This is a genomic window from Nonomuraea phyllanthi (assembly GCF_006334985.2).
Classification (GTDB): domain Bacteria; phylum Actinomycetota; class Actinomycetes; order Streptosporangiales; family Streptosporangiaceae; genus Nonomuraea; species Nonomuraea phyllanthi.
On record NZ_VDLX02000011.1, the window covers coordinates 112,402 to 137,404 of the forward strand.

General features: G+C 70.6%; 29 protein-coding genes and 1 pseudogene. 18 read left to right on the forward strand and 12 right to left on the reverse strand.

The window, feature by feature from the left end; genetic code table 11:
* The first annotated feature begins 473 nt into the window (after positions 1-473).
* Both FH608_RS28050 and FH608_RS28055 read left to right on the forward strand, forming a co-directional pair.
* Positions 474-1,238, forward strand: a complete 765-nt coding sequence (locus FH608_RS28050) for a DsbA family protein (RefSeq protein ID WP_193318657.1) — start codon at positions 474-476, stop codon at positions 1,236-1,238.
* Positions 1,231-2,037 (forward strand): cytochrome c biogenesis CcdA family protein, encoded by an 807-nt coding sequence (locus FH608_RS28055; protein WP_139633611.1) that lies wholly within the window; start codon positions 1,231-1,233, stop codon positions 2,035-2,037. Before FH608_RS28050 ends, FH608_RS28055 begins: the two co-directional genes overlap by 8 nt.
* A 258-nt stretch (positions 2,038-2,295) precedes the next feature.
* On the opposite strand, the gene FH608_RS28060 is transcribed toward FH608_RS28055, so the two are convergent.
* A complete protein-coding gene (locus FH608_RS28060; protein WP_139633612.1) occupies positions 2,296-2,898 on the reverse strand; it encodes a superoxide dismutase family protein in 603 nt (200 codons plus the stop codon).
* Between the two features lie 872 nt (positions 2,899-3,770).
* The gene (locus FH608_RS28065) at positions 3,771-4,418 is read right to left on the reverse strand and encodes a class I SAM-dependent methyltransferase (protein ID WP_139633613.1); all 648 of its coding nucleotides are present in this window, start codon (positions 4,416-4,418) and stop codon (positions 3,771-3,773) included.
* A 169-nt stretch (positions 4,419-4,587) separates the two neighbouring features.
* Between FH608_RS28065 and FH608_RS28070 the strand changes: the two genes are divergently transcribed.
* Positions 4,588-5,088, forward strand: a complete 501-nt coding sequence (locus tag FH608_RS28070) for a TetR/AcrR family transcriptional regulator (protein ID WP_264372921.1) — start codon at positions 4,588-4,590, stop codon at positions 5,086-5,088.
* On the opposite strand, the gene FH608_RS53875 is transcribed toward FH608_RS28070, so the two are convergent.
* Complete coding sequence (locus FH608_RS53875; protein ID WP_264372922.1) at positions 5,079-5,207, reverse strand: hypothetical protein; 129 nt, start codon at positions 5,205-5,207, stop codon at positions 5,079-5,081. The two genes, FH608_RS28070 and FH608_RS53875, sit on opposite strands and share 10 nt — an antisense overlap.
* A gap of 107 nt (positions 5,208-5,314) precedes the next feature.
* On the opposite strand from FH608_RS53875, the gene FH608_RS28075 reads away from it, so the two are divergent.
* From FH608_RS28075 to FH608_RS28085, 3 genes are all read left to right on the forward strand, one after another.
* Positions 5,315-5,692, forward strand: coding sequence for a hypothetical protein (locus FH608_RS28075; RefSeq protein WP_139633615.1), 378 nt, complete (start codon positions 5,315-5,317; stop codon positions 5,690-5,692).
* A 77-nt stretch (positions 5,693-5,769) separates the two neighbouring features.
* Positions 5,770-6,819: a PLP-dependent cysteine synthase family protein gene (locus FH608_RS28080; protein ID WP_139633859.1), complete on the forward strand. Its 1,050-nt coding sequence runs from the start codon at positions 5,770-5,772 to the stop codon at positions 6,817-6,819.
* Positions 6,819-8,012 carry an MFS transporter gene (locus tag FH608_RS28085; RefSeq protein ID WP_139633616.1) on the forward strand — a complete coding sequence of 398 codons (1,194 nt, stop codon included), beginning with the start codon at positions 6,819-6,821 and terminating at the stop codon, positions 8,010-8,012. The genes FH608_RS28080 and FH608_RS28085 overlap by 1 nt, the downstream gene beginning before the upstream one ends.
* 83 nt (positions 8,013-8,095) lie before the next feature.
* On the opposite strand, the gene FH608_RS53880 is transcribed toward FH608_RS28085, so the two are convergent.
* Together FH608_RS53880 and FH608_RS28090 are read right to left on the reverse strand one after the other, a co-directional pair.
* Positions 8,096-8,224, reverse strand: a complete 129-nt coding sequence (locus FH608_RS53880; protein ID WP_264372923.1) for a hypothetical protein — start codon at positions 8,222-8,224, stop codon at positions 8,096-8,098.
* 232 nt (positions 8,225-8,456) lie between these two features.
* On the reverse strand, positions 8,457-8,810 hold the full coding sequence (locus FH608_RS28090) for an ArsR/SmtB family transcription factor (RefSeq protein ID WP_139633617.1): 354 nt from the start codon (positions 8,808-8,810) through the stop codon (positions 8,457-8,459).
* A gap of 66 nt (positions 8,811-8,876) precedes the next feature.
* Between FH608_RS28090 and FH608_RS28095 the strand changes: the two genes are divergently transcribed.
* From FH608_RS28095 to FH608_RS28105, 3 genes are all read left to right on the forward strand, one after another.
* Positions 8,877-10,961 (forward strand): heavy metal translocating P-type ATPase, encoded by a 2,085-nt coding sequence (locus FH608_RS28095; protein ID WP_317135586.1) that lies wholly within the window; start codon positions 8,877-8,879, stop codon positions 10,959-10,961.
* 336 nt (positions 10,962-11,297) lie between these two features.
* Complete coding sequence (locus FH608_RS28100; RefSeq protein WP_193318658.1) at positions 11,298-12,092, forward strand: DUF2207 domain-containing protein; 795 nt, start codon at positions 11,298-11,300, stop codon at positions 12,090-12,092.
* Positions 12,085-12,609 carry a DUF3052 family protein gene (locus FH608_RS28105; RefSeq protein ID WP_226899982.1) on the forward strand — a complete coding sequence of 175 codons (525 nt, stop codon included), beginning with the start codon at positions 12,085-12,087 and terminating at the stop codon, positions 12,607-12,609. Before FH608_RS28100 ends, FH608_RS28105 begins: the two co-directional genes overlap by 8 nt.
* Positions 12,610-12,625: 16 nt before the next feature.
* Here the strand turns inward: FH608_RS28105 and FH608_RS53005 are convergent.
* The 4 genes and pseudogenes from FH608_RS53005 to FH608_RS28125 all read right to left on the reverse strand — a co-directional run.
* Positions 12,626-12,850 (reverse strand): annotated as a pseudogene (locus FH608_RS53005) (hypothetical protein); the annotation flags it as partial.
* Positions 12,851-13,104: 254 nt separating this feature from the next.
* Positions 13,105-13,764: a response regulator gene (locus FH608_RS28115; RefSeq protein WP_139633621.1), complete on the reverse strand. Its 660-nt coding sequence runs from the start codon at positions 13,762-13,764 to the stop codon at positions 13,105-13,107.
* On the reverse strand, positions 13,761-14,846 hold the full coding sequence (locus FH608_RS28120; RefSeq protein ID WP_139633622.1) for a sensor histidine kinase: 1,086 nt from the start codon (positions 14,844-14,846) through the stop codon (positions 13,761-13,763). Before FH608_RS28120 ends, FH608_RS28115 begins: the two co-directional genes overlap by 4 nt.
* Before the next feature lie 10 nt (positions 14,847-14,856).
* On the reverse strand, positions 14,857-16,245 hold the full coding sequence (locus tag FH608_RS28125; protein ID WP_139633623.1) for an alpha/beta hydrolase: 1,389 nt from the start codon (positions 16,243-16,245) through the stop codon (positions 14,857-14,859).
* A gap of 381 nt (positions 16,246-16,626) precedes the next feature.
* Between FH608_RS28125 and FH608_RS28130 the strand changes: the two genes are divergently transcribed.
* The 7 genes from FH608_RS28130 (at position 16,627) to FH608_RS28165 (ending at position 21,172) form a co-directional block, all read left to right on the forward strand.
* Positions 16,627-16,941, forward strand: a complete 315-nt coding sequence (locus FH608_RS28130; protein WP_139633624.1) for a hypothetical protein — start codon at positions 16,627-16,629, stop codon at positions 16,939-16,941.
* Positions 16,942-17,051: 110 nt separating this feature from the next.
* A complete protein-coding gene (locus FH608_RS28135; RefSeq protein WP_193318659.1) occupies positions 17,052-17,990 on the forward strand; it encodes a DUF2207 domain-containing protein in 939 nt (312 codons plus the stop codon).
* Positions 17,991-18,386: 396 nt separating this feature from the next.
* Positions 18,387-18,734 (forward strand): VOC family protein, encoded by a 348-nt coding sequence (locus FH608_RS28140; RefSeq protein WP_139633626.1) that lies wholly within the window; start codon positions 18,387-18,389, stop codon positions 18,732-18,734.
* Between the two features lie 465 nt (positions 18,735-19,199).
* Positions 19,200-19,547 (forward strand): SLC5/6 family protein, encoded by a 348-nt coding sequence (locus tag FH608_RS28150; protein ID WP_139633627.1) that lies wholly within the window; start codon positions 19,200-19,202, stop codon positions 19,545-19,547.
* Between the two features lie 151 nt (positions 19,548-19,698).
* Positions 19,699-20,046 (forward strand): ArsR/SmtB family transcription factor, encoded by a 348-nt coding sequence (locus FH608_RS28155; RefSeq protein ID WP_139633628.1) that lies wholly within the window; start codon positions 19,699-19,701, stop codon positions 20,044-20,046.
* Positions 20,046-20,552 carry an SRPBCC family protein gene (locus FH608_RS28160; protein ID WP_139633629.1) on the forward strand — a complete coding sequence of 169 codons (507 nt, stop codon included), beginning with the start codon at positions 20,046-20,048 and terminating at the stop codon, positions 20,550-20,552. Before FH608_RS28155 ends, FH608_RS28160 begins: the two co-directional genes overlap by 1 nt.
* Positions 20,552-21,172 (forward strand): dihydrofolate reductase family protein, encoded by a 621-nt coding sequence (locus tag FH608_RS28165; protein ID WP_139633630.1) that lies wholly within the window; start codon positions 20,552-20,554, stop codon positions 21,170-21,172. Before FH608_RS28160 ends, FH608_RS28165 begins: the two co-directional genes overlap by 1 nt.
* A 314-nt stretch (positions 21,173-21,486) precedes the next feature.
* Here the strand turns inward: FH608_RS28165 and FH608_RS28175 are convergent, their stop codons facing one another.
* Together FH608_RS28175 and FH608_RS28180 are read right to left on the reverse strand one after the other, a co-directional pair.
* Positions 21,487-22,413 carry an LLM class F420-dependent oxidoreductase gene (locus tag FH608_RS28175; RefSeq protein WP_139633631.1) on the reverse strand — a complete coding sequence of 309 codons (927 nt, stop codon included), beginning with the start codon at positions 22,411-22,413 and terminating at the stop codon, positions 21,487-21,489.
* Between the two features lie 25 nt (positions 22,414-22,438).
* Positions 22,439-23,161, reverse strand: a complete 723-nt coding sequence (locus tag FH608_RS28180) for an SDR family oxidoreductase (RefSeq protein ID WP_139633632.1) — start codon at positions 23,159-23,161, stop codon at positions 22,439-22,441.
* A 99-nt stretch (positions 23,162-23,260) separates the two neighbouring features.
* On the opposite strand from FH608_RS28180, the gene FH608_RS28185 reads away from it, so the two are divergent.
* Positions 23,261-23,734, forward strand: a complete 474-nt coding sequence (locus FH608_RS28185; protein ID WP_139633633.1) for a MarR family winged helix-turn-helix transcriptional regulator — start codon at positions 23,261-23,263, stop codon at positions 23,732-23,734.
* Between the two features lie 89 nt (positions 23,735-23,823).
* Positions 23,824-24,342 (forward strand): carboxymuconolactone decarboxylase family protein, encoded by a 519-nt coding sequence (locus tag FH608_RS28190; RefSeq protein WP_139633634.1) that lies wholly within the window; start codon positions 23,824-23,826, stop codon positions 24,340-24,342.
* A 53-nt stretch (positions 24,343-24,395) separates the two neighbouring features.
* On the opposite strand, the gene FH608_RS51695 is transcribed toward FH608_RS28190, so the two are convergent.
* Positions 24,396-24,959, reverse strand: coding sequence for an SDR family NAD(P)-dependent oxidoreductase (locus FH608_RS51695; RefSeq protein WP_193318660.1), 564 nt, complete (start codon positions 24,957-24,959; stop codon positions 24,396-24,398).
* Between the last annotated feature and the right edge of the window lie 44 nt (positions 24,960-25,003).

Here is a 25,003-nt window from a genome sequence, read left to right on the forward strand (position 1 = left end):
CCACCCGCGACCGGCCGGCCGACCATCCAGGCGTCCGGCAGGTTGCAGGTTGTTCGTCCCCCGTCGGCGCCTGCCGGCTCAACCTGCGAGAGGCCCGGTGGCGCGTCTTCCTGGGTATCGGCCGGGGCCCGTCCACACGGGAAGCTCTGGACGGATCGCCCAAGAGTTCGCAGATCAATGCGCCCCGCCTGCCCTGCCAGCCGAGCGCGCGTGCGGGCCCCTGGTGCACGGCTCAGTGGACCACCCGGAAGTGGTGGGTGCCGTCCCGCTCGAGTTGCTCGCCCAGCCCGCACTCCCACCCGAGGTACGCCTCCTTGGCCGTCCGGGCGTTGTCGGTGCCCTCGTACGGGCGCCGCTACCGGCCGGCCGGAGCGACCGCGTAGCCGTCCAGGGTGTACTCCTGCTGCCACTTCTTTCCGCGCCCGTCGTCGACTTGCGAGATCCTGTTGCGGACCTGAGGAAGGATGGGACGCGTGGGGGAAGAGCCTGTCAAGCAGAGCCGTCTCGGCCCGCGGGGTCGTGTGGTGGTCATGGCGGGAGCGGCGGCGGTGGTGTTGGGGGCACTGGCGGTCGCCGCGCTGGATCGGCCGTCGGACTCCGGTTCCGGCGCCAGGTCTGTGGCGGTCACCGAGCCGCAGGCCACTGTCACCGACACCACCGAAGCGGCGGAGCCGCCGGTGGAGACGGCGCGGCCGGTGCCGACCTGGGAAGGCCCGACGGTCCCGCCGATCGACACCGCCCTGGCACGTGGGGTGGCGTCGGCGCCGGTCACGATCGTCGAGTTCGGCGACTTCAAGTGTGCGAACTGCGGCCGGTTCGCCCGCGAGATCGAGCCCGAGTTGCGCCGCCGCTACATCGACACCGGCGTGGTGCGGTTGTTCTGGCGGGACTTTCCCGCTCTGGGCCGGGAGTCCAAGCGGGCCGCGATCGCCGGCCGCGCCGCGGCACGGCAGGGGAAGTTCTGGCCCTTCCACGACGCCCTGTACGCCGACCAGTCCGGGGGCCTCGGCGAGGAGAAGCTGCGCTCGGTGGCCGCTCGGGTGGGCCTCGATGTGGCCGCCTTCGATGCCGACCGCCGCGACCCGGCCCTGCGCAAGGCCGTGGAGCAGGATTTCGCCTTCGGCGCCCAGCTGGGCATGCCCGGCACCCCGGCGTTCCTGATCAACGGCAAGTTCTTCTTCGGCGCCCAGCCGCTGGCGGCGTTTGTCGAGCAGATCGAGAAGGCCCGCGATGAGTGAGGTCGGATACGCCGCCGCCTTCCTGGGCGGGCTTTTCGCCCTGGTCAGCCCATGCAGCGCGCTGCTGCTGCCCGCCTTCTTCGCCTACGCCTTCCCCGGCCGTCCCGCCCTCATCGGGCGCACGATCCTGTTCTACCTGGGCCTGTGCGCGGTACTGGTGCCGCTGGGCATGGGCTCGGCGCTGGCCACCGGCTTCTTCTACGGCCACCAGGATCTGCTGATCACCCTGGCTGGGTTGCTGCTGATCCTGCTCGGGGCGCTGCAGCTGACCGGGCATGGCTGGACGATCGGACCGCTGGAACGGCTGCGCGGCCGGGTTCGCGGCGACTCCCCGGGCGCTGTGCTGGCGCTGGGCGCCGTCTGCGGGCTGGCCGGATTCTGCGCCGGGCCGGTGCTCGGCGCGGTGCTCACCATCGCAGCCGCTTCCGGCAACACGCTGCGAGGAGGCGTCCTGCTGGCGCTCTACGCGGCCGGCATGACCGCTCCGCTGCTGGTCATGGCCGTCCTGTGGCAGCGTTTCAACCTCGGCCGACGGCGATGGCTACGCGGCAGAGGGCTACGGCTCGGCCGGTTGCACCTGCACACCACCACGCTGGCATCCGGGGTGACCTTCATCGGCCTCGGCGTGCTCTTCCTCGTCTTCGACGGGACCCGTGGCCTGGCGATTCCGAACAGTTGGGAGGCCGGGCTGCAGGAGTTCGCGTCAGGCGTGCAGCTGCCCGATCTGCTCGTAGTCGCCGGAGCGGGCATCGCGCTGGCCGCGATCACCGTCTGGCGCCTGGCCAAGATCAGACGGTGATCACCTGCTGGCTTCTTGCCGCTGGGTCGAGGGCGACGAGCCAGGTTCATGGGCCTCGCGTGACCTGCCGCGCCGATGTGCGGGGCGGGGAGGGTGCTGGCCGTACGGACGGTCCGACGATCGAGTGGGCGGTGGTCAGCGGCTGAAGCTGCTCCGGTGTGGAGGCGTCCTCGGAAGGCGCCGCTGACGGCGGTGGTGTCCGCGGCTGATCCTCCACGCCGTGACTTCCCCGCCCGCGGCCGGAGCCCGAGCGGGCCGCTAGCTTCCGCTGATCACGCCACAGGCGATGCGTCTGCCGGAGTCGCCGGCTGTAAGGGTTTCGGCGTCGGGCCCTGCCGCGCCCTCCGCGTTCCGATAGCGGTCTGGGATATTCGCATGATTGTCGGCCAGTGCGTGGATCACGACGGCGCTGCCGTCGCCGTCGAAAAGCTGTGACGCCCGGAAGCGATCGGTGACCACCGAGGCGGTGCCGGTGCCATCCGCGCCGACCAGCAGGCTGGGCAGGTCTCCGGTGTGGTGGTCGTGGGGGTGTGAGCCGAGGTCGAAGTGTCCGCCGGCGCTGAAGAACGGGCTGCCCGTGGCCGGGTCTGTCGAGTGTGGATCACAGACGCCTTTGGCATGAACGTGAAAGCCGTGATACCCGACCGGCAAGTTCGTCACTCCCACGGTGATTTTGGACTTGCCGTTCCCGGCGTCCTCCAGCTGAAGCGAACCGACCGCCTGGCCGTCGGCGTTCTTGATCACGGCACTGGCCAGCGCGCCGTCCCGTCCCGGCAGCATCTCTCCCAGGCCGGCAGCGCTCAGCATCACAACTCCCACGCCCAGCACGACGACCACCGTCAGACGAGTGTTGCGGAGCATCAGCGGTCTTCTCACTCTGCGGCGCCTTCCGCCTCGAGAAGGCAAACGGTTTCATGGGTCATCAGACGGCACCTTTGGTCAGCCACGGCATCACGTACAGAGGCCTCGCGGTTGGGCGAAAGGACAAGGACGGCGAGCCGCTCCCAGTCCAAGGGGCCTCGCCACAGAGATCCCCCGGACTTCGCCCGCTTCCCTGATGCCGGGAGCAAAGGTTTAGTACGAGGTGCTGTTCCCTGGACGGCACGCTCGCCGGATGTTGCAGGCGGTACAGGCTCAGGCCGATGCGCGCTGGGCCATCGAGTGGCTGGCGGCGGCGGATTCCACCATCGTGCGGGCGCGCCAGCACGCGGCCGGCGCTCGAGAAGGGGGCGCCGGTGCGTGCTCCTACACCGCCGTGGTCACCATCGCATCTCTCCTGCGCCGGCTCTGCTCATTTGACGACAGAACCTGGCGCAGTACCCCGCGGCATCCGCCGTCCAGCCTCCGGCCAGGCCGGATCGCCCACCCACGATCCGCTGGCCGACTCCGCCGACGAGGTCCTGTACGAGCTCAATCCACCTCGCCGACCTCGGAGCGTCATCCGCCGGATCAAGCGCAAACTCGTCCGCTACGTCGGCTGGGACCCCGAACGGCCTCGTCCCCTCCCATCGACCAAGCACCCTTCAGCCGCTGTGAAAGCTTGCCCGCCACACCGACAGGACCGGATCCCTACATCAACGGCATCGCCGGTGACCGTACAGACGCATGTACGGGCGCTTCGAGCTCGACATGACCCGCCACCCGGAGCTGGAGGCCGCCGGTCAGCCGGAATGACGCCACCACGAACGCGCACGAGCCGGCGCTGTCGCCCGGCACAGGAGGTTGCCGCCGTTCTAGGGCCGGGTGGCACGGACGTAGTACAGCAGGTACGGCAGGTCGCCTTCGGACTCCACCTGGAATCCGGCGTCCGGGATCAGGGTGCCGAGCAGGTCGCGGGGGTCGTGCCGCATGGCGGGGCCGGACAGCGCGCCGACGAGGTGCCGGGCCAGGGGGTTGGCCGGCGGGCGGAACTCGGCGATGAGCAGCCGCCCGCCCGGCCGCAGCACGCGGCACATCTGCCGCAGCGCCTCGGGCCGGGCGCCGGCGGGCATGTGGTGCACGGCCAGGCTGGAGACGACCAGGTCGAAGGAGGCGTCGGGGAAGGGCAGGCGCTGGCCTTCGCCGACGACGTAGGTGCAGTTGGCCGGGGCGTGCCGGGTGGCGTACTCGACCATGGCGGGGGACGGGTCGAGGCCGGTGACATGGCCGCTGGGCGTGACCACCGGGGACAGGATCCGGCTGAGGTAGCCGGTGCCGCAGCCGACGTCCAGGACGCGGTCGCCGGCTCGTGGCCGGGCCGCGGCGGCCACGCGGGTGAAGGCGGCGCGGCGGCCGCCGAGGAAGGCGATCGAACCAAGAGCCTCATATGTTCGCGGGCGGTCGATGGTGCCGCCGGCGTCGGCGTGTTCCTCGTGGCGGTGGAGCAGCTTTCCCAACCCCATCGTGGTCCTCCCAGAATCGGAACAATCTGTTCGGTTATGAATGATGCGTTCATACTGGTGGTGGGTCAACGAGCAGATCGGCCGTGGTGTGCCGTACGGAACAAGGGGCGGGAAAGTGTCCGGAGATCGGAGGGTGCGGCGTACACGGCGCATGATCCAGGAGGCGCTCGTGGCGCTGATCCTGGAGAAGGGTTATGACGCGGTGAGCGTCACCGACATCATCGACCGCGCGGATGTGGGCCGCTCCACGTTCTACGCGCACTTCTCCAGCAAGCAGGAGGTGCTGCTCAGCAATGTGGACGAGCTCGCCTTCCTGCATCGCGTGCCGGCCGGTGCATCGGGGCGGCTGTTCGCGTTCAGCCTGCCGATGTTCGAACACGTGCGTGAGCAGGAGCGGCTGGTGCGGGCGCTGCTGGGGCGGCGCGGCGGCGGGCCGGTGCACGCCCGTGGGGAGCAACTGCTCGCCGGTCTCGTCAGAGAGGAGCTTCTTGCCGCCGGCGCACGGGCGTCGGCGGCGCTCGACCTGCTGGTGGTGTGCGTGGTCGGCGCGTTCATGGCGTTGCTGCGGGCGTGGGTGGACGGCCAGACCACCGCCTCGCCGGCCGAACTGGACGCTGCTTTCCGCGCGGCCGTCGAGCCCGGCGTGCGGGCCGTGCTGAGTCAGGAGTAGCTGAGCACGAGAGGTACCGCCAGGAAGGCGAGAGCCGCTGTCCAGCACGCGCCCGCACCCGGGCCGCCCGCGATCGAGCCGAAGACGCCCGCCAGGCCGGGGACCACGGGCTGGGCCACCCCCAGGACGATCCTTGGAAGGCGAACCAACGCTCATATCCCCGGGGCTCTGGGCATGCCCCGAGATGCGGCTCCCCTTTTCATGTTGTTACGATGCGTAATCAGTTATGTACGTACGGGGAGTATCGACGGATCGGCCACGCTGGCTGGCGTGGTTCTCCGTGCTGCTCGGGCTGCTGGTCATCGCTCATCTGTGGGCGCACGCCAGGGCCCCGGAGGACGAGCCCTTCGCGCCCGGGGCGTCCGTCATCTGCCAGCACGGAGACGACCACGACCACCAAGCCGACCACGTCCACGGGGGCACCTTCCTGCTGCCTGCCGGCAAGGCCGCCGCTGTCAAGGCGATGCCGCTGCTCGCACCCCTGCCGCCCGCGCCCCCCGAACCCGTGACGCAACCTCAGCCAAGACCGCCCGACCACGTCCCGGAATGCGGTCACCGCGAGCGAGCCGTTCACCATCACACGCTCGAAATCTATCGGCCCTGAGGACCTGCCTGCGCTCAGGTCTGTCCTCAAGCCGATAACGTCCCGCGCACGCGCGCGGGAGAAAGCGTGTGTTCGCCATGTCATCGATCCCGTCCCTCTGCTCACCCATGTCCGCGCTGGCCCGGCTGGTCGGCGATACCCCCGTGACCTGGATCGGGGAACCGTTCGCCCCGCCCTGGCAGGGTTTCTGGGCCAAACTCGAAGGCGTCAATCCCGGCGGGCTGAAGGACCGGGCGGCTCTGCACATCGTCGAACGCGCCCGTGACAGGGGAGAGCTGGCCCCCGGCGCGATGCTCGTCGAGTCCACCTCCGGCACCTTCGGGCTGGGCCTGGCGCTGGCCGGCACCGTCTACGGCCACCCGGTCACCGTCGTCACGGATCCGGGCATGGAGGCGATGGTGCACCGCCTGCTGGCCTCCTACGGCGCCCGCATCGACATCGTCGAGCAACCACATCCCGAGGGCGGCTGGCAACGGGCCCGCCTCGACCGGGTGGCCCAGCTGCTCGACCTGCATGCGGGCTCCTACTGCCCGCAGCAGTACGACAACCCCGACAACGTCGCTGCCTACGCCGGCCTGGCGCGCGAACTCGAACACCAGCTGGGCCGGATCGACGTGCTGGTGTGCAGCGTCGGCACCGGCGGCCACTCGGCCGGAGTGGCCGCGGCGCTGCGTCAGCACAACGCGCGGCTGCGCCTGGTCGGGGTGGACGCCACCGGCTCGGCCATCTTCGGCCAGCCCGCCAGGCCGCGGCTGATGCGCGGACTGGGCAGCAGCATCCACCCGCGCAACGTCGCCCACGGCGCCTTCGACGAGGTGCACTGGGTCGCGCCGCACGAAGCCGTATGGGCCTGCCGCACGCTCGCGGCCACCCACTACACCACCGGCGGCTGGAGCGTCGGCGCGGTCACCGTGGTCGCCTCATGGCTGGCCAGGACCCATCCGCCGGGCACCCGCATCGCCGCCGTCTTCCCCGACGGCCCCGCCCGCTACTACACCACCGTCTACGACGACACCTACTGCACCCGGCACGACCTCCTCGGCCGCCCCCCGGCCGAGGACCCGGACGAGATCAAATATCCCACCGAGGCCGAGGCCACCGGCTGGACCCGGATGGAGATGCGCTGATGTGGCGGCGATTCGGCTCCTTCGAGCGCAGCGTCCGGCTGCTGATGGTCAACCAGTTCGCCATCAACATCGGCTTCTACATGCTCATGCCGTACCTGGCAGGCCATCTGTCCGGCGGGCTGCATCTGGCGGGCTGGACGGTCGGGCTCGTGCTCGGGGTACGCAACCTGAGCCAGCAGGGGCTGTTCCTCCTCGGCGGCACGCTGGCCGACCGGCTCGGCTACCGGCCCGTCATCATCGCGGGCTGCCTGCTGCGGACGGCGGGATTCGCGCTGCTCGGGTTCGTGGACGCGGTGCCCGCGCTGGTGGCCGCCTCCGCGATGACCGGGTTCGCGGGCGCGCTGTTCAACCCGGCGGTACGCGCCTACCTCGCCCACGACTCCGGACAGCGCCGGGTGGAGGCGTTCGCCCTGTTCAACGTCTTCTACCAGGCGGGCATCCTGATCGGGCCGCTGCTGGGGCTGGCGCTGATGACGGTGAACTTCCAGCTCGTGTGCGCCGCCGCGTCCGCCGTCTTCGCCGTGCTCACCGTGCTCCAACTGCTTGCCCTGCCGCCGCGCGGGACCCGAGGCGAGGCGCGCGCCGGCGTGCTGGCCGACTGGCGCACGGTCGCCGGCAACCGGCCGTTCCTGCTGTTCTCGCTGGCCATGGCCGGCTCGTACGTACTGTCGTTCCAGCTGTACCTGGCCCTGCCGCTGGAGCTCGGCGACACGGGGGCGGTCAGTCTGCTGTTCGTGGTGTCCGCGCTCGTGGCCATCGCCGGGCAGTTGCGGATCACCGAGTGGGCGCGCGGCCGCTGGAGCGGACCGCAGGCCGTGGTGCGCGGGCTCACGCTCATGGCGATCGCCTTCGTGCCCCTGATGGCGCCGGCCCCGGACGGGCTGCGTACGGCCGAGGTGATGGCCTGCACCGTGCTGCTCGCCGTGGGCGGCGCGCTGACGTACCCGTTCGAGATGGACACCGTCGTGACGCTGTCGAAAGAGCGGCTGGTCGCCACCCACTACGGCCTGTACAACACCGTGGCAGGGATCGGCATCACTGCCGGAAACCTGCTGGTCGGTGCCATGCTTGGCGGTAGCCGGGTGTGGATCGTGCTGACCGTCGTCGGCTCGCTCTGCGCCCTGGCCGTCAGCATGCTCAATCGCGCGGGAGTGCTGGCGGCCGAGGCCGTGCCGGCTCAGGCCGGCCCTTGACGGCTCGCTCAGTCGTGCCGGGGGATGCCCGACACCTCGTGGTCGGCGTGGAAGAGGGCCTCGGTCATGAGTGAGCGGACCTTCTAACTGCTCCTGGCGTGGGTCGCGGCGGTGGTGATGGCCCGGTCGCGCTGGGTCGTGCGGGCGCCCCGTACCGCCGTGCCGATCTGGCAGGCGGTCGCGCTGACCGGCCTGACCGCGCCGCTGGGCACGCTGGGCGGGACCAGGGGGACATCGACGCCCGCCTCGACCGGCTCACCGCGCCCGTCACGACCCCGTTCCTGCTGCGTGCCCTCCTGCCGTCGGCCGCGCTCACCGTGGCCGGCACGCAGCGGTTGCCGCCAGGCGGTGCGGCGGGCAGGGTCATCCGATGGACCAGCGCACCGGGCGGGGCAGCACGTGATCGGACTGCCAAGAGGGCAAGCCGGGGATGGCGTGCCTGACTCAGGAGACGGCGCGTGCGGGGTTCGCGTCCTCGCCGCGGTCGACGTGGTCGGCGTGGAACAGGCCCTCGACGAGCAGGCGGCGTACGTGCTCGTCGGCCGCGCTGTAGTAGACGAAGGTGCCTTCGCGGCGGCCTTTGACCAGGCCGGCCAGACGGAGCTTGGCCAGGTGCTGGCTGACGGCGGCGGGAGCGGCGTCAGCCAGCTCGGCCAGGCAGGCCACCGACGACTCGCCCTGCAGCAGCGCCCAGAGGATCTTGATGCGGGTGGGGTCGGACAGCAGCCGGAACGACTCGGCCGCCAGGTGCACCTGCTCCTCGTTGGGCATGTCGAAGTCGGGCAGCGAGGTGTGCATGCCGCCAGCCTACCTCCAGACTCAACTGATTGCATATCTGCATGGATACGCATATACGCTGACACGGTGACAACCGAACTGAGGCCCTCGCCTCGCGTCGAGACCACGGCCGCCCCGCCGTCGAAGATCGCGCTCTGGTGGCAGAACGGAGCCGGATCCCTCCTCGAGGTCCGCTGGGCGGTGGCGGCCACCGCGCTGTTCGCCGTCGGCGGCATCGCCCAGCTGGCAGGGGCTCCGCCATGGCTGTGGTGGACCCTGTATTTGGCCTGTTACGCCGCCGGCGGCTGGGAACCCGGGCTGGCCGGATTGCGGGCGCTGCGTGAGCGGACACTGGACGTCGATCTGCTCATGGTGGTCGCGGCCATCGGCGCCGCCGCGATCGGCCAGGTCTTCGACGGCGCGTTGCTCATCATCATCTTCGCCACCTCCGGCGCGCTGGAGGCCGTGGCCACCAAACGCACCGAGGACTCCGTCCGTGACCTGCTCGACCTGGCCCCGGAGCAGGCCACCCGGCTCAGCGAGACAGGTGAGGAGGAGAACGTCGACACCGCCGCCCTGGAGGTGGGCGACGTCATCCTGGTCCGGCCCGCGGAACGCATCGGCGCCGACGGCCAGATCGTGGCCGGTGCCAGTGATGTCGACCAGGCCACCATCACGGGCGAGAGCCTGCCCGTGGACAAACGGCCGGGGGACGAAGTGTTCGCCGGCACCCTCAACGGTGTCGGGGCGCTCCGCGTCCGCGTGACCCGGCCCGCCGCCGACACCGTGATCGCCCGGATCGTGGCCATGGTCGAGCAGGCCGGTGCCACCAAGGCGCGTACCCAGCTGTTCATCGAGAAGGTCGAGCAGCGCTACTCCGTCGCCATGGTCGTGGCGACCCTGGCCATCTTCGCGGTGCCACTGGCCTGGGGTGTGCCCCTGCAAGAGGCCCTGCTGCGGGCGATGACGTTCATGATCGTGGCCTCGCCGTGCGCCGTGGTGCTGGCCACCATGCCGCCGCTGCTGGCCGCCATCGCCACCGCCGGCCGCAACGGCGTGCTGGTCAAGTCCGCCGTGGTGATGGAGCACCTGGCCACCGCCACCCAGGTCGCCTTCGACAAGACCGGCACCCTCACCGAAGGACGACCGTACCTTGCCGAGCTGCGCCCCCTGCCCGCCGCCGGCCAGGACGCCGACGCGCTGCTCGCGCTGGTGGCCGCGGCCGAGGAAGGCTCCGAGCACCCGCTCGGACGCGCCGTCGTCCGGGCGGCCCGGGACAAAGGGCTGACCTGGAGTGGTGCGGAGACGTTCGAGGCCGTACCCGGCTCCGGCGTGCGCGCCCGCGTCGGTGGACGGCTGATCGAGGTCGGCCGTCCCGCCACATCTCCGCCACAGGTCGACGGCGGGCGCGAACGGCGCCGGCAGGACGACGACGATGCGCATCGTCATGGGAGTGCGAAGGCCGCCATGGCGGCGGGTGATGGGGGGTACGGGGCCGCGGTGGCCGAGCTGGAAGAGGCGGGACACAGCGCGGTGGTCATGCGGTTGGACGGCGTTCCCGTCGCGGTGCTCGGCCTGGCCGACCGCGTGCGCCCCGGTGCGGTCGCGGCTGTCGCACACGCCGGTGCGGTCACCGAGACCCCACCGGTGTTGCTGTCCGGCGACAACGCGAGGGCCGCCGGCCGGGTGGCCGCCGCGGTCGGCCTGCGTGCCGACGACGTGCGGGCCGGCTTGCTGCCCGAGCAGAAGGTGACGGCGGTGTGCGAGCTGCAGGAGCACGGTGCGCGGGTGGCGCTGGTGGGTGACGGCGTCAACGACGCCCCCGCCCTGGCCGCATCTCATGTCGGCATCGCGATGGGCCGCGCCGGATCCGATCTTGCCCTGGACACCGCCGACGCGGTCATCACCCGGGACGAGCTGGCCGCCGTGCCCGCCGTGATCGCGCTGGCCCGGCGTGCCCGCCGCCTGGTGATGGCCAACCTCGTCATCGCCGCCACGTTCATCGCCGTCCTGGTGGCATGGGACCTGCTCGGCGACCTCCCGCTGCCGCTCGGCGTGGCCGGACACGAGGGTTCCACCGTCATCGTCGGCCTCAACGGCCTGCGCCTGCTACGCCAGACCGCCTGGCGCCGTGCCGCCACCTCCTCCGCTGCCGCCGCAGCCAAGCCTTGACGACCGCCTTGTGCCCGGTCATGGGCGGCTACGGGGCCTGAGGACCGATCGGCACGATCTTCGCGTCAGGAAGGTCGCTGGGCCTGAACCTCGTACTCGGGCCCGCTGCCGGTCCACCGCCCCGGAGAATTCGCGTTCATGGCCGGGAGCCTGTCAAGGTCAGGCTGGGCGGATCATCCGCCGATCGTACCGGGCCGATCCGATCAAGGCAGTTGAGCTGGGCTACCGGTTCGTGTCCGGGGTCGGACGCGGACATGTGACGTACGCTCGAAACAACGCGCCTGACCGTGGAGGGGGATGATGGGGAAGTTATTCGCGCACATTTCCGTACCCTGCATGCCGCCTTCCGCCGTCACCCCGGCGATCGGTGATTCGCTTCACACCCTGCCCGAGACGACCGTGCCGGCGGAGGTCGCGGCGGACGGCCGGGTCACGGTCACAGAGAAGCACACCTTCACCTGGCAGGGGCCGGGCCACGGCGCCTACCTCGAAATCCCCGCAGGCCCGGAGACACGCGTCGAGGACGTCTCGGTCAGCGAGGGCGACACCGCCTACCGACGCGGTCCTGACACCGTCATAGGGGTGAACCGGCTCGCCTGCAGCAGCGCCTGCTGTGAAAACGGTCAGCAGCGCGCGGCCTGGGACTTCTCGGCCGCACCCGGTTCCACCCGCACCATCCACTACACCCTGCGCGGAGCCGTCACCGTCTACGATGGCCAGGCGTTCCTCAGCCTGGCGGTCTGGGGCGGGAACTGGCCGCAGCGGTTCGACCTGCTCCGGGTCGAGATCCGGCTGCCGCGCGACCGCGGCCCCGGCGCGGGTGACCTGGAGAGTGCCGATGGCCCCGCGCTCACCGTGGACGCGGCCACCCTGACCGGACGCCGTATCGCCCTCGGCCAGGCCCGCACCGCCGCAGTGGCCTTTCAGCGCGGCCTGCCCGATGCGGACCGCGCCGGGGCCGACCTGGCGTCCGGCGGCGGCTTCCTGATCATGCTGGTCAGCCAACTGCTCGACCGCCGTCGCGCCACCCGCTCCCAGGGCCGCGGAGCCTACTCGTACGGCGGCTACTCAGACAGCGGGTACTACGGCAGAGGCGGGAGCGGCACGGGAGGGGTTGGTGGCGGTGTCTGATGAGGCAGTGGAGGACGGCATCGCCGACGTGCTCGGCGTCGAGCCCTGGATGGTCGTCCAGACGAGGAACTGGAGCCGTCCGGGTGACGCCGACTTCCTCGGCGGCGTCCGGGCCGCGCTCGAACGACGATGCGGCGGGGAGTTGCTGGACGAGAGCGCTGACGAGATCGTCGACGTCGTGTTGTTGTGCTGGCGCGCGGAGGACGGCGACGCCGACGACCTGGTCGACGCTCTCATGGACGCGATGGGCAACCTCGCCGACTTCGGCAGGATCTGGCTCATCACTCCCGACACCGGCCATGACGGGCAGATCGACCCCGATGAGCTGGCCGAATCCGTGCCGACCGCGGGACTCGTCAGCATCCTCGACGTCAGCCTCGGCGACGGCCGGCAGGCGATCAAGCTGATGTTTCCGCCCTGGCGGCAGACCAGGCCGCTGAGAGTTTCAGCGATCCGCGATGAGTTGCGCCGGCGCGGAGTCGGTCCTTCGGAGAGCGGTGGCTCCCGAAGCCCGTGAGAGGTGGTACGACCGGTCATGGCAGTCGGGATTTTCGCGGGCGTTCTTGCCGATCGACTGGAGCGTGCGAAAGCGGCCCCAGACGGGGACGCGCGGCCTCGACGCTGGTGACGTCGGCGTCGAGGGCGCCGATGGCAAGAACGTCCTGCGACCACGACCGGCAGACGTGGGTGTTGATCTGGGTGATGTCGGCGACGCCGGAGGTGTCCGGCCGGAACACGCCCGCCGCCCAGGACAGGCAGAAGGCGCGCTCGGGCCCAGCGGACCGTCATGGGGTGCCGTCAAGAACTGTGCGATGAGTCCGTGCGAGGCGATCACGGGATCGACGCCGCGCGGGGGCAGCATCACCGACCGGTTGAGCACCGCGATGCCGCGTTCTCGGCCGCCGTCGATCCTGCGGTAGCGGTAACCGCGGCGACCGTCCCCGCGATCCGCCGGCCTTGCCGGCGGCGGCTTGCCCCCGAGGGATCAAGGGCATGTGAGGGTCCTGGAAGGTCAGGTGTCTGAGCGGCGCGGGGCCAGGCCGTGCTCGTAGGCATAGATGACGGCGCGCACCCGCGTGGGCAGCCCGAGCTTGCGCAGGAGACTCGCGACGTGGTTCTTGACCGTGCCTTCCTCGATGGTCAGGGCTCGGGCCATCTGTGCGTTACTCAGCCCGTGAGCCAGGTGCCGGAGCACCTCGAGCTCACGAGCGGTGAGCCGCTGTTGCGCCTCGGCGGGGGACGCGGGCGACAGGCTCGCGAAGCGGTGGATCAACCGGGTGGTGACCTGGGGGTCCACCAGCCCATGCCCGCGGTGCAGCGCTCGCACCGCCTCCAGGAGCAGTTCAGGGTCGCTGTCCTTGAGCAGGAACCCCGAAGCCCCCGACTGGAGTGCCCCGAAGAGGTACTCATCGGTGTCGAACGTCGTCAGCGCCAGCATCCCGGGCGGAGCGTCCATGCCGGCCAGTTGCCGGATCGCGGAGATGCCGTCGACGTATGGCATGCGCAGGTCCAGCACCACCACGTCGGGGCGCCGCCACAGCGCCTGGTGTACGGCCTCGGCTCCGTCGGCCGCCTCACCGACCACCTCGATGTCGGGTTCGCCGTCCAGTGTCACACGCAATGCGTCACGTACGGCCGGCTGATCGTCGGCGATGACCACGCGAATCGTCACGCCGCCCTCCTTGAACCGGCTGGCCTGATCGGCACGACGGCCTCCACCCGCCAGCCGTGATCCTGCCCCGGCCCTGCCACGAACGTGCCGCCCTGTTGGTCCACGCGTTCGCGCATGCCTCTGATGCCCCGGCCCTCCGCTCCGGCACGGCCGTGGCCATCGTCGGTGATCGAGACCGTCACAGCGGCCGGGTCGTACAGGACGTACACATCCACGCGGCCGGCTCCGGAATGGCGGGCGGCGTTGGTGAGCGCTTCTTGTACGACGCGGTAGACCGTATGGCCGACAGCGGGCGGCAGCGTGGTGCCGGGGCCGGCGCGGTGGACCGAGATCGGCATCCGTGGGGTGGAGAGCCGCTCGGCCAGGTTCTCGATCTCTTCCACGTCCGGCTCGATGGGTGCCTCGCGAAGGGAGTCGAGAAGGGCGCGCACCTCGTTCAACGCGGTTGCGGACAGCTCGGCGATGGTGCCCAGCGCCTTGTCGGCGGTCAGCACCTCGCCACGCAGCGCTCGGCGGGTGGCGGTGGCCTGCATGCGGATGGCGGTGAGGTGGTGGCCGACGCTGTCGTGGACGTCGCGGGCGAGCGCGGCACGTTCCTCGGCCATCGCGCGGCCGGCCTCGGCGTGGTCGAGGCGTGCCGCCTGCGCGGCCCGCTCGCCGTACAGGTGCAGGGCGAGACCGATCGCGACCGGAGCGACACCCATGATGACCAGGTCGGTGACCACGGAGAGCCCTGCCTGGGAGCGCGGGATGAGCAGGCCGTAACCGGTGGTCCAGACGATGGACAGGCTCAGCACCAGCCAGGCACGGCGCGGCAGGCGGAAGGCCGCCGCGCCGAACATGACCATGGTCACCAACCGGCCCTGCCAGCCTGGGACCGCCAGCCCGAGCAGGGCCATCGGCGCTGACAGCAGCGCTCCTGTCAGCGGGAACCGGGCACGCAGCGTCAGGGGCAGGGCTGCGGCGAGGCTGGCACCAGCCAGGAGGGGCAGCCCAGGCCCCGTCGGCTCGCCGTCGATGATGGCGAATGCGGTGAGCGCGGCCGTGGCCGCGAGCACGAAGAGTCCCTCTCTGGCGTACACAGCGGCAACGCTACTTCGCCGGTCCGCAGGAGGCGCCGCGCGGTGGCATCCGGCCCGTGGTCAGGTAGCGGTGCACGTGCTCGCGGACGCACGGGTGGCCGGAGAGGTACAGCGCATGCCCGCCGATGGCCGGTAGGAATCGGGCCCCGGGAAGCTGGGCGGCCAGCCGGCGGCCGTCCGCGGTCGGGGTGTTGTCGTCGTACTCGCCGCCCGCGATGAGCACGGGCGGCAGGCCCGGCGCCTTGATGGGGTGAGGCGCGTACGTCCTGGTTGCGGGGAGGCCGGCGCAGTGGTTGGCCATCGGCCACACGGCCCGCCACCCGATGTGGGGCGTATCGCGACGCAGGACGCCCTCCAGCTGCTTGACCTTCGCGTAGCCGGGGTAGGGCAGATCCGCGCAGAGGATGACGCGTGACAGGTCGGGGTCCGGAGCCCCTTGAACGTCGGCGAAGAACGAGGCGTCGCCGGCCCGTGCCCGCGCGAGCCCGGCGGCCAGGCGCTCCCAGGTGGCCTCGTAGGTGAAGCCGGCGCGGGAGGCGATCTGGGTGTCGCTGATGCGTACGTCCGGGCCGGCATCGGGGGCGGGGATGGGCTCGCGGCGGGCCTTGGCCATCACCTCGTCCCAGACGGCCACCGGATCCTGGTCGTGCAGCGCGCAGGTGGCGGTGCTCCGGCACCAGGCGGCGAAGCGCTTGAAGCTGGCCTCCAGAGCCCTGGCCCGTGGCTGGAGCCACGTGCGCAGGTCGGGGGTGGTGTGGTCGAAGACGCTGTCGAGGTACATCCGGCCGACCTTGCGCGGGAACAGCTCGGCGTAGGCCTGCGCGAGCACGGTGCCGTGGGAGTTGCCGAGATAGGTCAGTTTTGCCTGTCCCAGGGCCTTTCTGATCGCCTCCATGTCGTGCGCGATCTGCCAGGAGTTGAGGCTTCCCGACAGCGGTCCGGCCTCTTTGGCGCATGCTTCCCCAAACGCACGGTTCTTCGCAGCGTACGCGTCGTATGCGTCTTTGTTCGGAAATACCCACTCAGTGGCGAACGGTGCGGGGACAGGGCAGTTGATCACGCTGGACTTGCCGAACCCCCGCGGGTCGAAAATCATCACGTCGAACCATTTGGTCAGATCTGCGAAGGACTCCTTCGCCTGACGGAGAAGCGCGATCTGCTCGCCAGGCCCGCCGGTGTTGACCAGCAGCACGCCCTTCTTGGCGGCCTGGTCCTGGGCGGGCAGCTTCGCGAGACCGATCGTCACCTTCTGCCCTGATCGGCGGGCCCAGTCGGCCGGCACCTTGATCTGTGCGCACTGCAGACCGTCTCCGCAATCCTGCCATGACAGCGGCGTGGTCGTCGTGGCCGGGGCAACGGCGGTGACCGCGCCGATGACGAGTGAGGCAACGATGTTCATGCCGGAAGGATCGCCGTGGCCGCCCCGTCCACGCGTCTGCCTTTCTGCATATCTTTGCGTCCCGTCTCATCGATCACACCGTGGTGCGCCGAAATCACGTGGGCGCCTCGCTGCGGTAGGCAGCCAGGGCGGCTTCGAAGTCCGGGTTGTGCTTGATGGCCATGCGGTGCTTGCGACGGGGACCGATATCCAGGTGCTGTTCCTGAGCGAGATCGTCAAGGCACGCTTCAACCTGCCCGGCTTCTCGGCCCGTGCGGCGCCACTGTTGACGACACCCGTCCCGCCTACGCCTCCCGGGTCCGCGCCCTTCTGGCCTGGCTGGACACCGCGGAGCTGGACAGTGCCGACCCGCTGAGTGACCCGTACGGCCGCGACCTCGCCGTGCGCGACTACAAGACGCACCTGAAGACGGTCGCCAAGCGGAAGGCCAACGCCGTCCATGCGCACCTGGCCGCCCTCGACCACTTCTTCACCCATCGCGGCCCGGACCCGGTCCAGGTCCGCCGCGACACCCCGCCCAAGCTCGCCCCCCAGGCGCTGGACGCCCGGCGGCAGAAACGCTTCCTGCGCGCCGTGGAGATGCGCCGGCCCGCCCGCGACCGCGCCCTCGGACGGCTGCTGTTCCCGGCCGCCGCCCGCATCACCTTCGACGACCTGATCGGGCCATGGCGCCGACCAACCGACCCGGGCAAATGACATCGCCGCATCCCGGACGTGTCGCGTACGCTCGAAAAGGCACCACTGACGCACCTGACCGCCGAGGGCGGACGATGGGGAAATTAATCGCGCTCATTTCCGTACTCAGCGTGCTGCCCTTTGCCGGCACCACGCCCGAGCGGATGCCGGCCGCCGGCGATCCGCTGTACAGCCTCACCGAGACCGCGGTTCTGGCGGAGGTCGCGACGGACGGCCGGGTCGCGGTCACCGAGAAACACACCTTCGCCTGGCATGGGCCGGCGCACGGCGCCTATCTCGACATCCCTCTTGACTCGCGGGTGCACGTCGAGAACGTCTCGGTCAGCGAGGGGGACACCGCCTACCGGCTCGGTCCCGACGCCGCCGTAGGCGTGAACCGTCCGGCCGGCACGTACGGCACCGCCTGCTGCGACGACGATCGGCAGCGCGTGGCCTGGTACTTCTCCGCCGCTCCCGGCTCCACGAACACCTTCACCATCCGCTACACCCTGCGTGGAGCCGTCACCGCCCACGACGACCAGGCGTTCCTCAGCCTGCCGGTCTGGGGCGAGAACTGGCCGGAGCAGCTTGACCTGCTCCGGGTCGAGATCCGGTTGCCGCGCGACCGCGACCCCGGCGCGGGCGTGCTGGAAAGCGCCGAAGACCCCGCGCTCACCGTGAACGCGGCAACCCGCACGGCCACCCTGACCGAACGCCGCATCGCGCCTGGTCAGGCCCGCACCGTCGAACTGGCCTTCCCTCGCGGCCTGATCGACGCGGATCCCGCCGGGGCCGATGTGGCCGGCGGCAGCGGCAGCGCGCGCCTGGACCGGATGCGCACCAGCTACGACGACCCCGTGGTCCTGGCGACGATCGGCGTGATAGCAGGGAGCATGCTGCTCTTGATCGTGTGCGGGCTCATCTCCCATCTGCTGAGCCGCCGTCGTGCCGCCCGCTCTCCGGGTCGCGGGGCGCATTCGTACGGCGGCTACTCGGGCAGCGGCTCCTCCAGCGGATACTACGGTGGCGGCGGGAGCAGCACGGGAGGAGGCGGTGGCGGTGCCTGGTGAGGCGGTGGGGACGGCATCGCCGATTCAAGATCGAGGGCGGGGACGGTAGCGGTTCCGAACAGATCGGTCGTGATCAACCGACCGTAGCCCGGCCACATCACGATCTCGCGGATCGAAGGTACCCTCTGAAGCCTTCGTCAGCAGGCTCTGACAAGGTCTCCGCAGAACGAAAGGTCGGCGGTGATGGGCTGAACCGTCGGAGATACCGTGCAATCGTCGTTCGTTCGCCGGGCCGGCCGTCCGCACCGGTCTCTTCGCCGTGGCAGGCGGCGGCCGGCTCGGCGGCGTAGGAAAGTTGTGCGCTCGGCGCGATCCGCGATGACTTTTGCGGACGCGCCAAGTCTGTCTTCCGGGAAGCGGGACCTTCCGCAGTCCCGGAGAGAGAGGAAGCCGGTTATGGCAGTCGGGATATTCGCGGGCATTCCTGTCCGCGACTGCAAGAGCGCCGTGGAGTGGTACACCAAACTGCTCGGCAAGGAGCCGGCGTTTTACCCCAACGACATCGAAGCGGTGTGGCAGCTGGCCGAGGACCGGTACGTCTATGTCATCGAGGATGCCGCTCGTGCCGGCGGCGGGGTGGGCATGATCTGGGTGGACGACCCCGCGGCGGAGGTGGAGCGGATCGGGGAGCGCGGGCTGCGTCCGGTGGACATGGAGGAGCACGGGAACGTGTGCAAGTGGGTCTTTCACGATGCTGACGGCAACGAGACGGGCATCGGCGGCGAGATCGCGCCCGTGTCCTGAGCGGCCGCTGGGCAGGAGACGACTCGGTCCGGCCGTGACTGCACCGGCCGCCACCCCGGCCGGCGCGTCGCCCAGAAGCGGAGCCTGAACCGGGCCATCGCGGGGGAGGCGTGGGGCCGCACGGTGGATCTCCTGACCTACAAGGCCACCGGCCGGGGCGCTCTGGTGGCCACGGTCCCACCACACGGCCCGGCAGTGCCTGCCACATCACCGTGCCGGGCTCGCGCGAGACACAGGCCCGGTTCGTGTGCAGGAACCCGGCGTGCGGATGGATCGGCAACGCCGACACCAACGCCGCCAGAAACCAGCTCCACCGGTACACCACTGCCGCCGGACGGGCGGTCACAGGACGTGGAGACTCCGAGGTGTCGGGGTCTGTGAAGCGTCAAGCATCCTGTCCCGCAGTGTCGCCCGCACTGGGGCGTCGCCGTCTCGTCGGTGGTCGGCACCGGTACGGTGCTCGCCGTGACCTCCGCCGACTTCGGCAGCTTCGCCAGGGGCCGCGGGCAGGCACTGACCGGCGGCGTGCTCGCCTTCGGGATCGCGGCGCCGCCGGTGGCAGGCATCGTCATCGCCGGCTTCGTCCTCTACCGGCGTAACGGCTACGACACCGGCGCCCTGTCGTACGGTGTCGCGGTCAGGCTGCCCACCTTCGTGGCGTGGGCGGGCGGGTCCGTGGTCGGCTACCTCACCGCGTACGGCACGTTCTCCCTCACCCACATCCCGTCGATCGACTCCCTTTTGTGCGGCGGCCTCCTCCACGCCCTCATCACCGCTCTGGCGACAACCGCCCGCCGTGAACGCACCGCCTAGCGCGTCCCTGTCCCCGTGCCCAAGGCCGGTTCCGCCCGTCACGGCGTCGCCGGGGGCATCGGTACGTCACGTCGTGCGGGACGGTCCCGCGGCTCACCCGCCTGATTCCTCCGGCTTGACGCATGCCTATATCGGCATATGATGGCTGCCCATGGCACGAGCAGCGACGACGTCGGACGTCTTCAACGCGATCGCCGAGCCGCAGCGCCGGGAGATCCTGGTGCTGCTGCGGGCGGGTGAGCGGCCGGTGACCGAGTTGGCCCAGGAGCTGGGGATGACCCAGCCGCGGGCGTCCAAACACCTGCGGGTGCTCCGGGAGGTCGGGCTGGTGCGGGACCGCAAGGCAGGCAAGCAGCGCCTGTACGGCCTTGACGCCCGCGGGCTGCGACCCATCCACGAGTGGACCGGCGGGTTCGAGCGGTTCTGGAACGAGAGCTTCGACCGGCTGGACGCGTACGTGCAGGACCTCAAGCAGGCAAGGCAGGAAGGCGGTAACTGATGAGCGAGACGGGACGAGGGGCGCCAGCGCAGTCCGCGACGGCCGACCGCGAGATTGTGATCTCCCGGGTCATCGACGCCCCACGGGAGCTGGTGTTCGAGGCGTTCACCGAAGTCCGGCACCTGTCGCGATGGTGGGGACCGGAGGGGTTCACCACCACCACGCGGTCCTTCGAGTTCCACGTCGGCGGGGAGTGGGACTTCGTGATGCACGGGCCGGACAGGACGGACTACCAGGAGTGGATCACCTGGACCGAGATCGCCCCGCCGGAGCGGATCGCGCTGCTGCACGGCGAACACCGCGGCGACCCGAACTCCTTCGAGTCGGTCCTCACGTTCGCGCCCGACGGGGCGGCGACCCGGATCGAGATGCGCACGGTGTTCCCCACCAAGGAACTGCGCGACGAAGCGGTCGAGAAATACCACGCGGTCGAGGGCGGCCGGCAGACCCTGAGCAACCTGGCCGCCTACGTCACCGAGATCGTTCGGAAGGGAGCTGAGGGCTGATGGCCGGGAAGGTGTTCTTCAGCGTGTCGATGTCGCTGGACGGTTTCATCGCACCCGAGTCCGCCGGGGATCTGATGGGGCGGCAGTGGATGGAGCTGCAGCAGTGGATATTCCCGCAGCGGTTCTTCCGGGAGAACCTGAAGCTCGGCGGGGGCGGCGAGGAAGGGCGCGACAACGACATCGTCCGGGAGACGTTCGAGCGCACCGGCGCGAGCGTGATGGGCAGGCGCATGTTCGACGCCGGCGAGCAGATGTGGCCGGAGGAGGCGCCGTTCCACACGCCGGTCTTCGTCGTGACGCACGAGAAGCGTGACCCCTGGGAGCGGCCGGGCGGGACCACGTTCCACTTCGTGAACGACGGTATCGAGACCGCGCTCGACCAGGCCCGCGAGGTCGCCGGCGACCGAGACGTCCGCATCGCGGGCGGCGGCGCGACGATCCTGGAGTACGTGAACGCCGGCCTGATCGACGAATTCTCGATCGCGCTCTCGCCCGTGCTGTTCGGCTCCGGGGTCCGCCTGTTCGAGGGCGTGGACGCGGGCCGCGTGGCCCTGGAGCCGGTCCGCGCGGAGCCGACACGGCGGGCGACCCACCTGACCTACGCAGTCCGGGAGCGGTAACTGTCTCGATCTCAGCGCTCCTCCCGCCGAGGCCGGGTTCTCCCGCGCCATCCGCACGATCAGTGCCTTGACATGCCGGCGGGTGCCGGGCCGTCCAGGGCGTCGCCTGTAGGTGAAGGTCCGCTTGCGCGCTACAACGGCCACCCTGGCCGACCACGGCTATGTCCTCGACCTCGGCCGCACCGCGTTGTCCTGGTCCGGCGGGGAACTGCTCGCCGACCCGCGGGTGCGCGCGGCGTACCTGGGCCGAACGGGGCGCCCGAGGGCAATATGTCTGCGCAGACAGGTATTTTTTCAGCCGAAGAAGCCCTGCCTCAGAGGCCGGCCGCCCGCGCCTTCTCATACACCTCGGCGGCGACGTCCGTGAACTCCCGGGCGTCGCGCGGGCCCACCTGGAGGTCGATGAGGATCTCCTCGAAGCCGATCCCGGCGTGTGCGGCGAGGTCTTCGACGATCTGATCGGCGTCGCCCTGGAAGGGGGCACGGTCCTGGCCCTCGTACGGCTTGGGGGTGTAGACGGCGTTCGCCCGCAGCACCGTCTGGATCGGCCTGGTGCGCCCGCGTTCGGCCGCCAGGTCCCGCAGCTCGCGCCACTGGGCGGCGGTCGTCTCGGCGCCCATGGCCAGGGGCAGCCAGCCGTCGGCGTGGTCGACAAGACGGCGCTGGGCCTGCTTGGTGCTCGCGGCCAGCAGGATCGGAATCGGCCGGACGGGCTTGGGGCCCACCACGGCCGGCGCGATCCGGGTGATCTCGCCGTCGTAGGTCACCGGGTCGGGCCCCCACACCGCCCGGCAGACCTCGATCACCTCGTCCAGTGTCCTGCCGCGTTCCTCGAAGGGCCGCACGCCCGCCGCCGCGTACTCGTCGAGCGACCAGCCCGAGCCGAAGCCCGCGACCACCCGGCCGCCGCTCGCCGCGTCCAGCGTGGCGAGGGACTTGGCGAGCTGGAACGGCACGTGCAGGGGCGCCACCAGCACGGACGTGCCCAGCCTGACCCGTTCGGTGACCGCCGCCGCCAGGGACAGCGTGACCAGCGGCTCGGCCACGGAACGATAGAAGTCGTGCCAGGGCAGGCCGGGAACGCCGAACATGCCCTGGGTGGCGGGCTCGGGGAAGAGGGCGCGTTCGTAGGACCACAGGCTCTGGTATCCGATCCGCTCGGCGGCGCGTGCCACGCCGGGCACCTCCCCGACGGAGTACTGGCGGGTCTGCGGCAGGCCGAGCCCCAGTGGGGTTGTCATGATGGGTGAGCTCCTCAAAGGTTGACTATCGCTGAGTGGCCGGGCGGATGACGATCTCGTTGACGTCCACATCGGATGGCTGCCCGATGGCGTAGGAGATGGCGGCCGCGATCGCGTCGGCGGGGATGAGTTTCTCCCGGAAGGAGCGGATGAGCTCCTTGGTGTCCGGATCGGTGATCGAGCCGGCGATCTCGGACTCGACGATGCCGGGGGAGATCGTGGTGACCCGGATGCTCGGGTCGAGCTCGACGCGCAGGCCCTCGGTGATGGCCCAGGCGGCGTACTTCGTGCCGGAGTAGACGGCGCTCGTGGGCATCACCTCGTGGGCTCCCACGGAGGCGACGGTGACGAAGTGGCCGGAACCGAGTCGCTGGAAGTGGGGCAGGGCGGCGGCGATGCCGTTCAGCAGGCCGCGGATGTTGACGTCGATCATCTGGTTCCACTCGCCGGTGAGTAACGAGTCCAGCCGGGACAGGGGGCCGATCCCGGCGTTGTTGACGAGCACGTCGATCCGGCCGTGACGGTCCACGGCGGTGTCGACGAAGTCGGCGACGTTCTTGGCGTCGGTGACGTCGAGGTGGTGCGTGTCGGCGGTGCCGCCCGCGTCCCTGACCATCCCGGCCAGCGCGGCGAGGCGATCCGTACGGCGGGCGCCCAGGACGACATGGTGCCCGTCACGGGCCAGTCGTAGCGCGGTGGCGTGCCCGATCCCGCTGCTCGCCCCGGTGATGAGTGCCACTTTCGACATGTGCTTTCAACCCTTTCGACAGGCGGGCAAGTAGGTGATGCATCATCTACGTGACATGAACCATATATGACTTATCACCTATGCTGCTAGACTGCTCCCGTGGCTGTGACGAACGACATCCCGTGGCTGACCGACGACGAGCAGCGCATGTGGCGGCGGTGGCTGGGTCTCAACGCGGAGCTGCTGGCGACGCTCAACCGCGAGATGCAGAGCGACACCGGGCTGTCCAACCCCGACTATCAGGTGCTGGCCGTCCTCAGCGAATCCACCGAGGGGCACATGCGGGTGTCCGAGCTGGCGGCGTCGTTGCAGTGGGAACGCAGCCGGGTCTCCCACCACGCCGCGCGGATGGAGAAACGGGACCTGGTGTCCCGGCGGGGGTGTCCGGAAGACGGCCGCGGCGCCTTCATCCGCATCACCGAGACGGGGCGGGCGGCCATCGAGCAGGCCGCGCCCGGTCATGTGCGTGCTGTCCGGCGCCTGGTCTTCGACGTGCTCACCGCGGAGGAGGTGGCGCAGCTCGACGAGATCTTCCACCGGCTGCGCACCCGTGTCGGTCTGACGACCGAATGAATCCGCGCCTCCGCTCCTGTGGGAGGAGTGGCCGTTCCTTCTTGTACGGTAGGGGGGTATGGTACGCGGACCGGCATTGAGGAGGACACATGAGACGTCTCGCCCCGCTTGAGCCCGAGACCGCGCCCGGCAAGTCGAAGGAACTGCTGCAGGACATCCTGGACAGGAGAGGCAGCGTGGGAGAGATGGTCGCCACCATGGCGCACTCCCCGGCACTGCTGGAGGGCTACCTGAACCTGTCCCGCGCAATGAAACGGGTCAAGCTGCCGCGGGCCCTCAGCGAGAAGGTCTCGCTCGCCGTTCAGGAATGGATCGGATGCGGCACCTGCCTGCAGGCGCACACCGAGGCGGGGCGCGCCGCCGGGCTCAGCGAGGCGGACATCGCACTGGCGCGGCAGGGCACGTCCACGGATGCCAGGGAGGCGGCCCTGATCGCCGTGGCCGTCCGCGTGCTGGCCGAGCCGTCCTCCCTCACCGAGGCCGATGTCGCCGAGCTCCGGGCACACGGCTGGAGCGGCCGGATCATCGCAGAGATCGTCGGCGTGGTCGCGCTCAACCACCTGACCGGCGCTTTCAACCTCCTGGCCGGCCTGCAGCCGTCGAGCTGAGGCGGCGTCACGATGCCCACGCTCACCCTCCTGGCCGTCTCCGGACGCGGCCGTCAACCGTGTGGCAAGTGCCCCGTCCCACCTGGGGGGAGAGGGCTGCCACCCGAGCACAACCACATGACGGCCTCGGCGAGCCGTTCCGCGCTGTCGTACGACGCCGCAGCCACGAAGTCGATCCGGACGCCGGATCCGGCGTGCTCCAGCGCTGCCGCGCGGGTCAGCTCCGACACGGCGGACTGCAGGCCGGCGTCCGGTGCCAGGTTGACGATCTGGCCGCCTCCCGCGCGCCGCATCGCGGGCACCTGGTACCGCATCGCCGCCGACAGCTCATGCGGCCGGACCTGGTTGACGGCGAGGTCGAGCCGGCCGAACGCGCCGAGCGTCTGCTCGACGAGCCGTCGCACCGAGGCCGGATCGGTGACGTCCACGGGGGCGGCGACAGCCTGGCCGCCCGCCGAGACGATGCCTGCGGCCAGCGCCGTCAGGGCGGGACCCGGGCGGGCGGCCAGGACCACGCCCGCGCCGGCCTGGCTCAGCGCGTCCGCCACGGCGGCGCCGACCCCGATCGCGGCCCCGACGACGATGGCGGTGCGCCCCCGCCAAGCTCCTCGCGTCACGATGGTTCCGTCCCTTGTGTGCGCGGTTGTCCGGTGCCTGACGG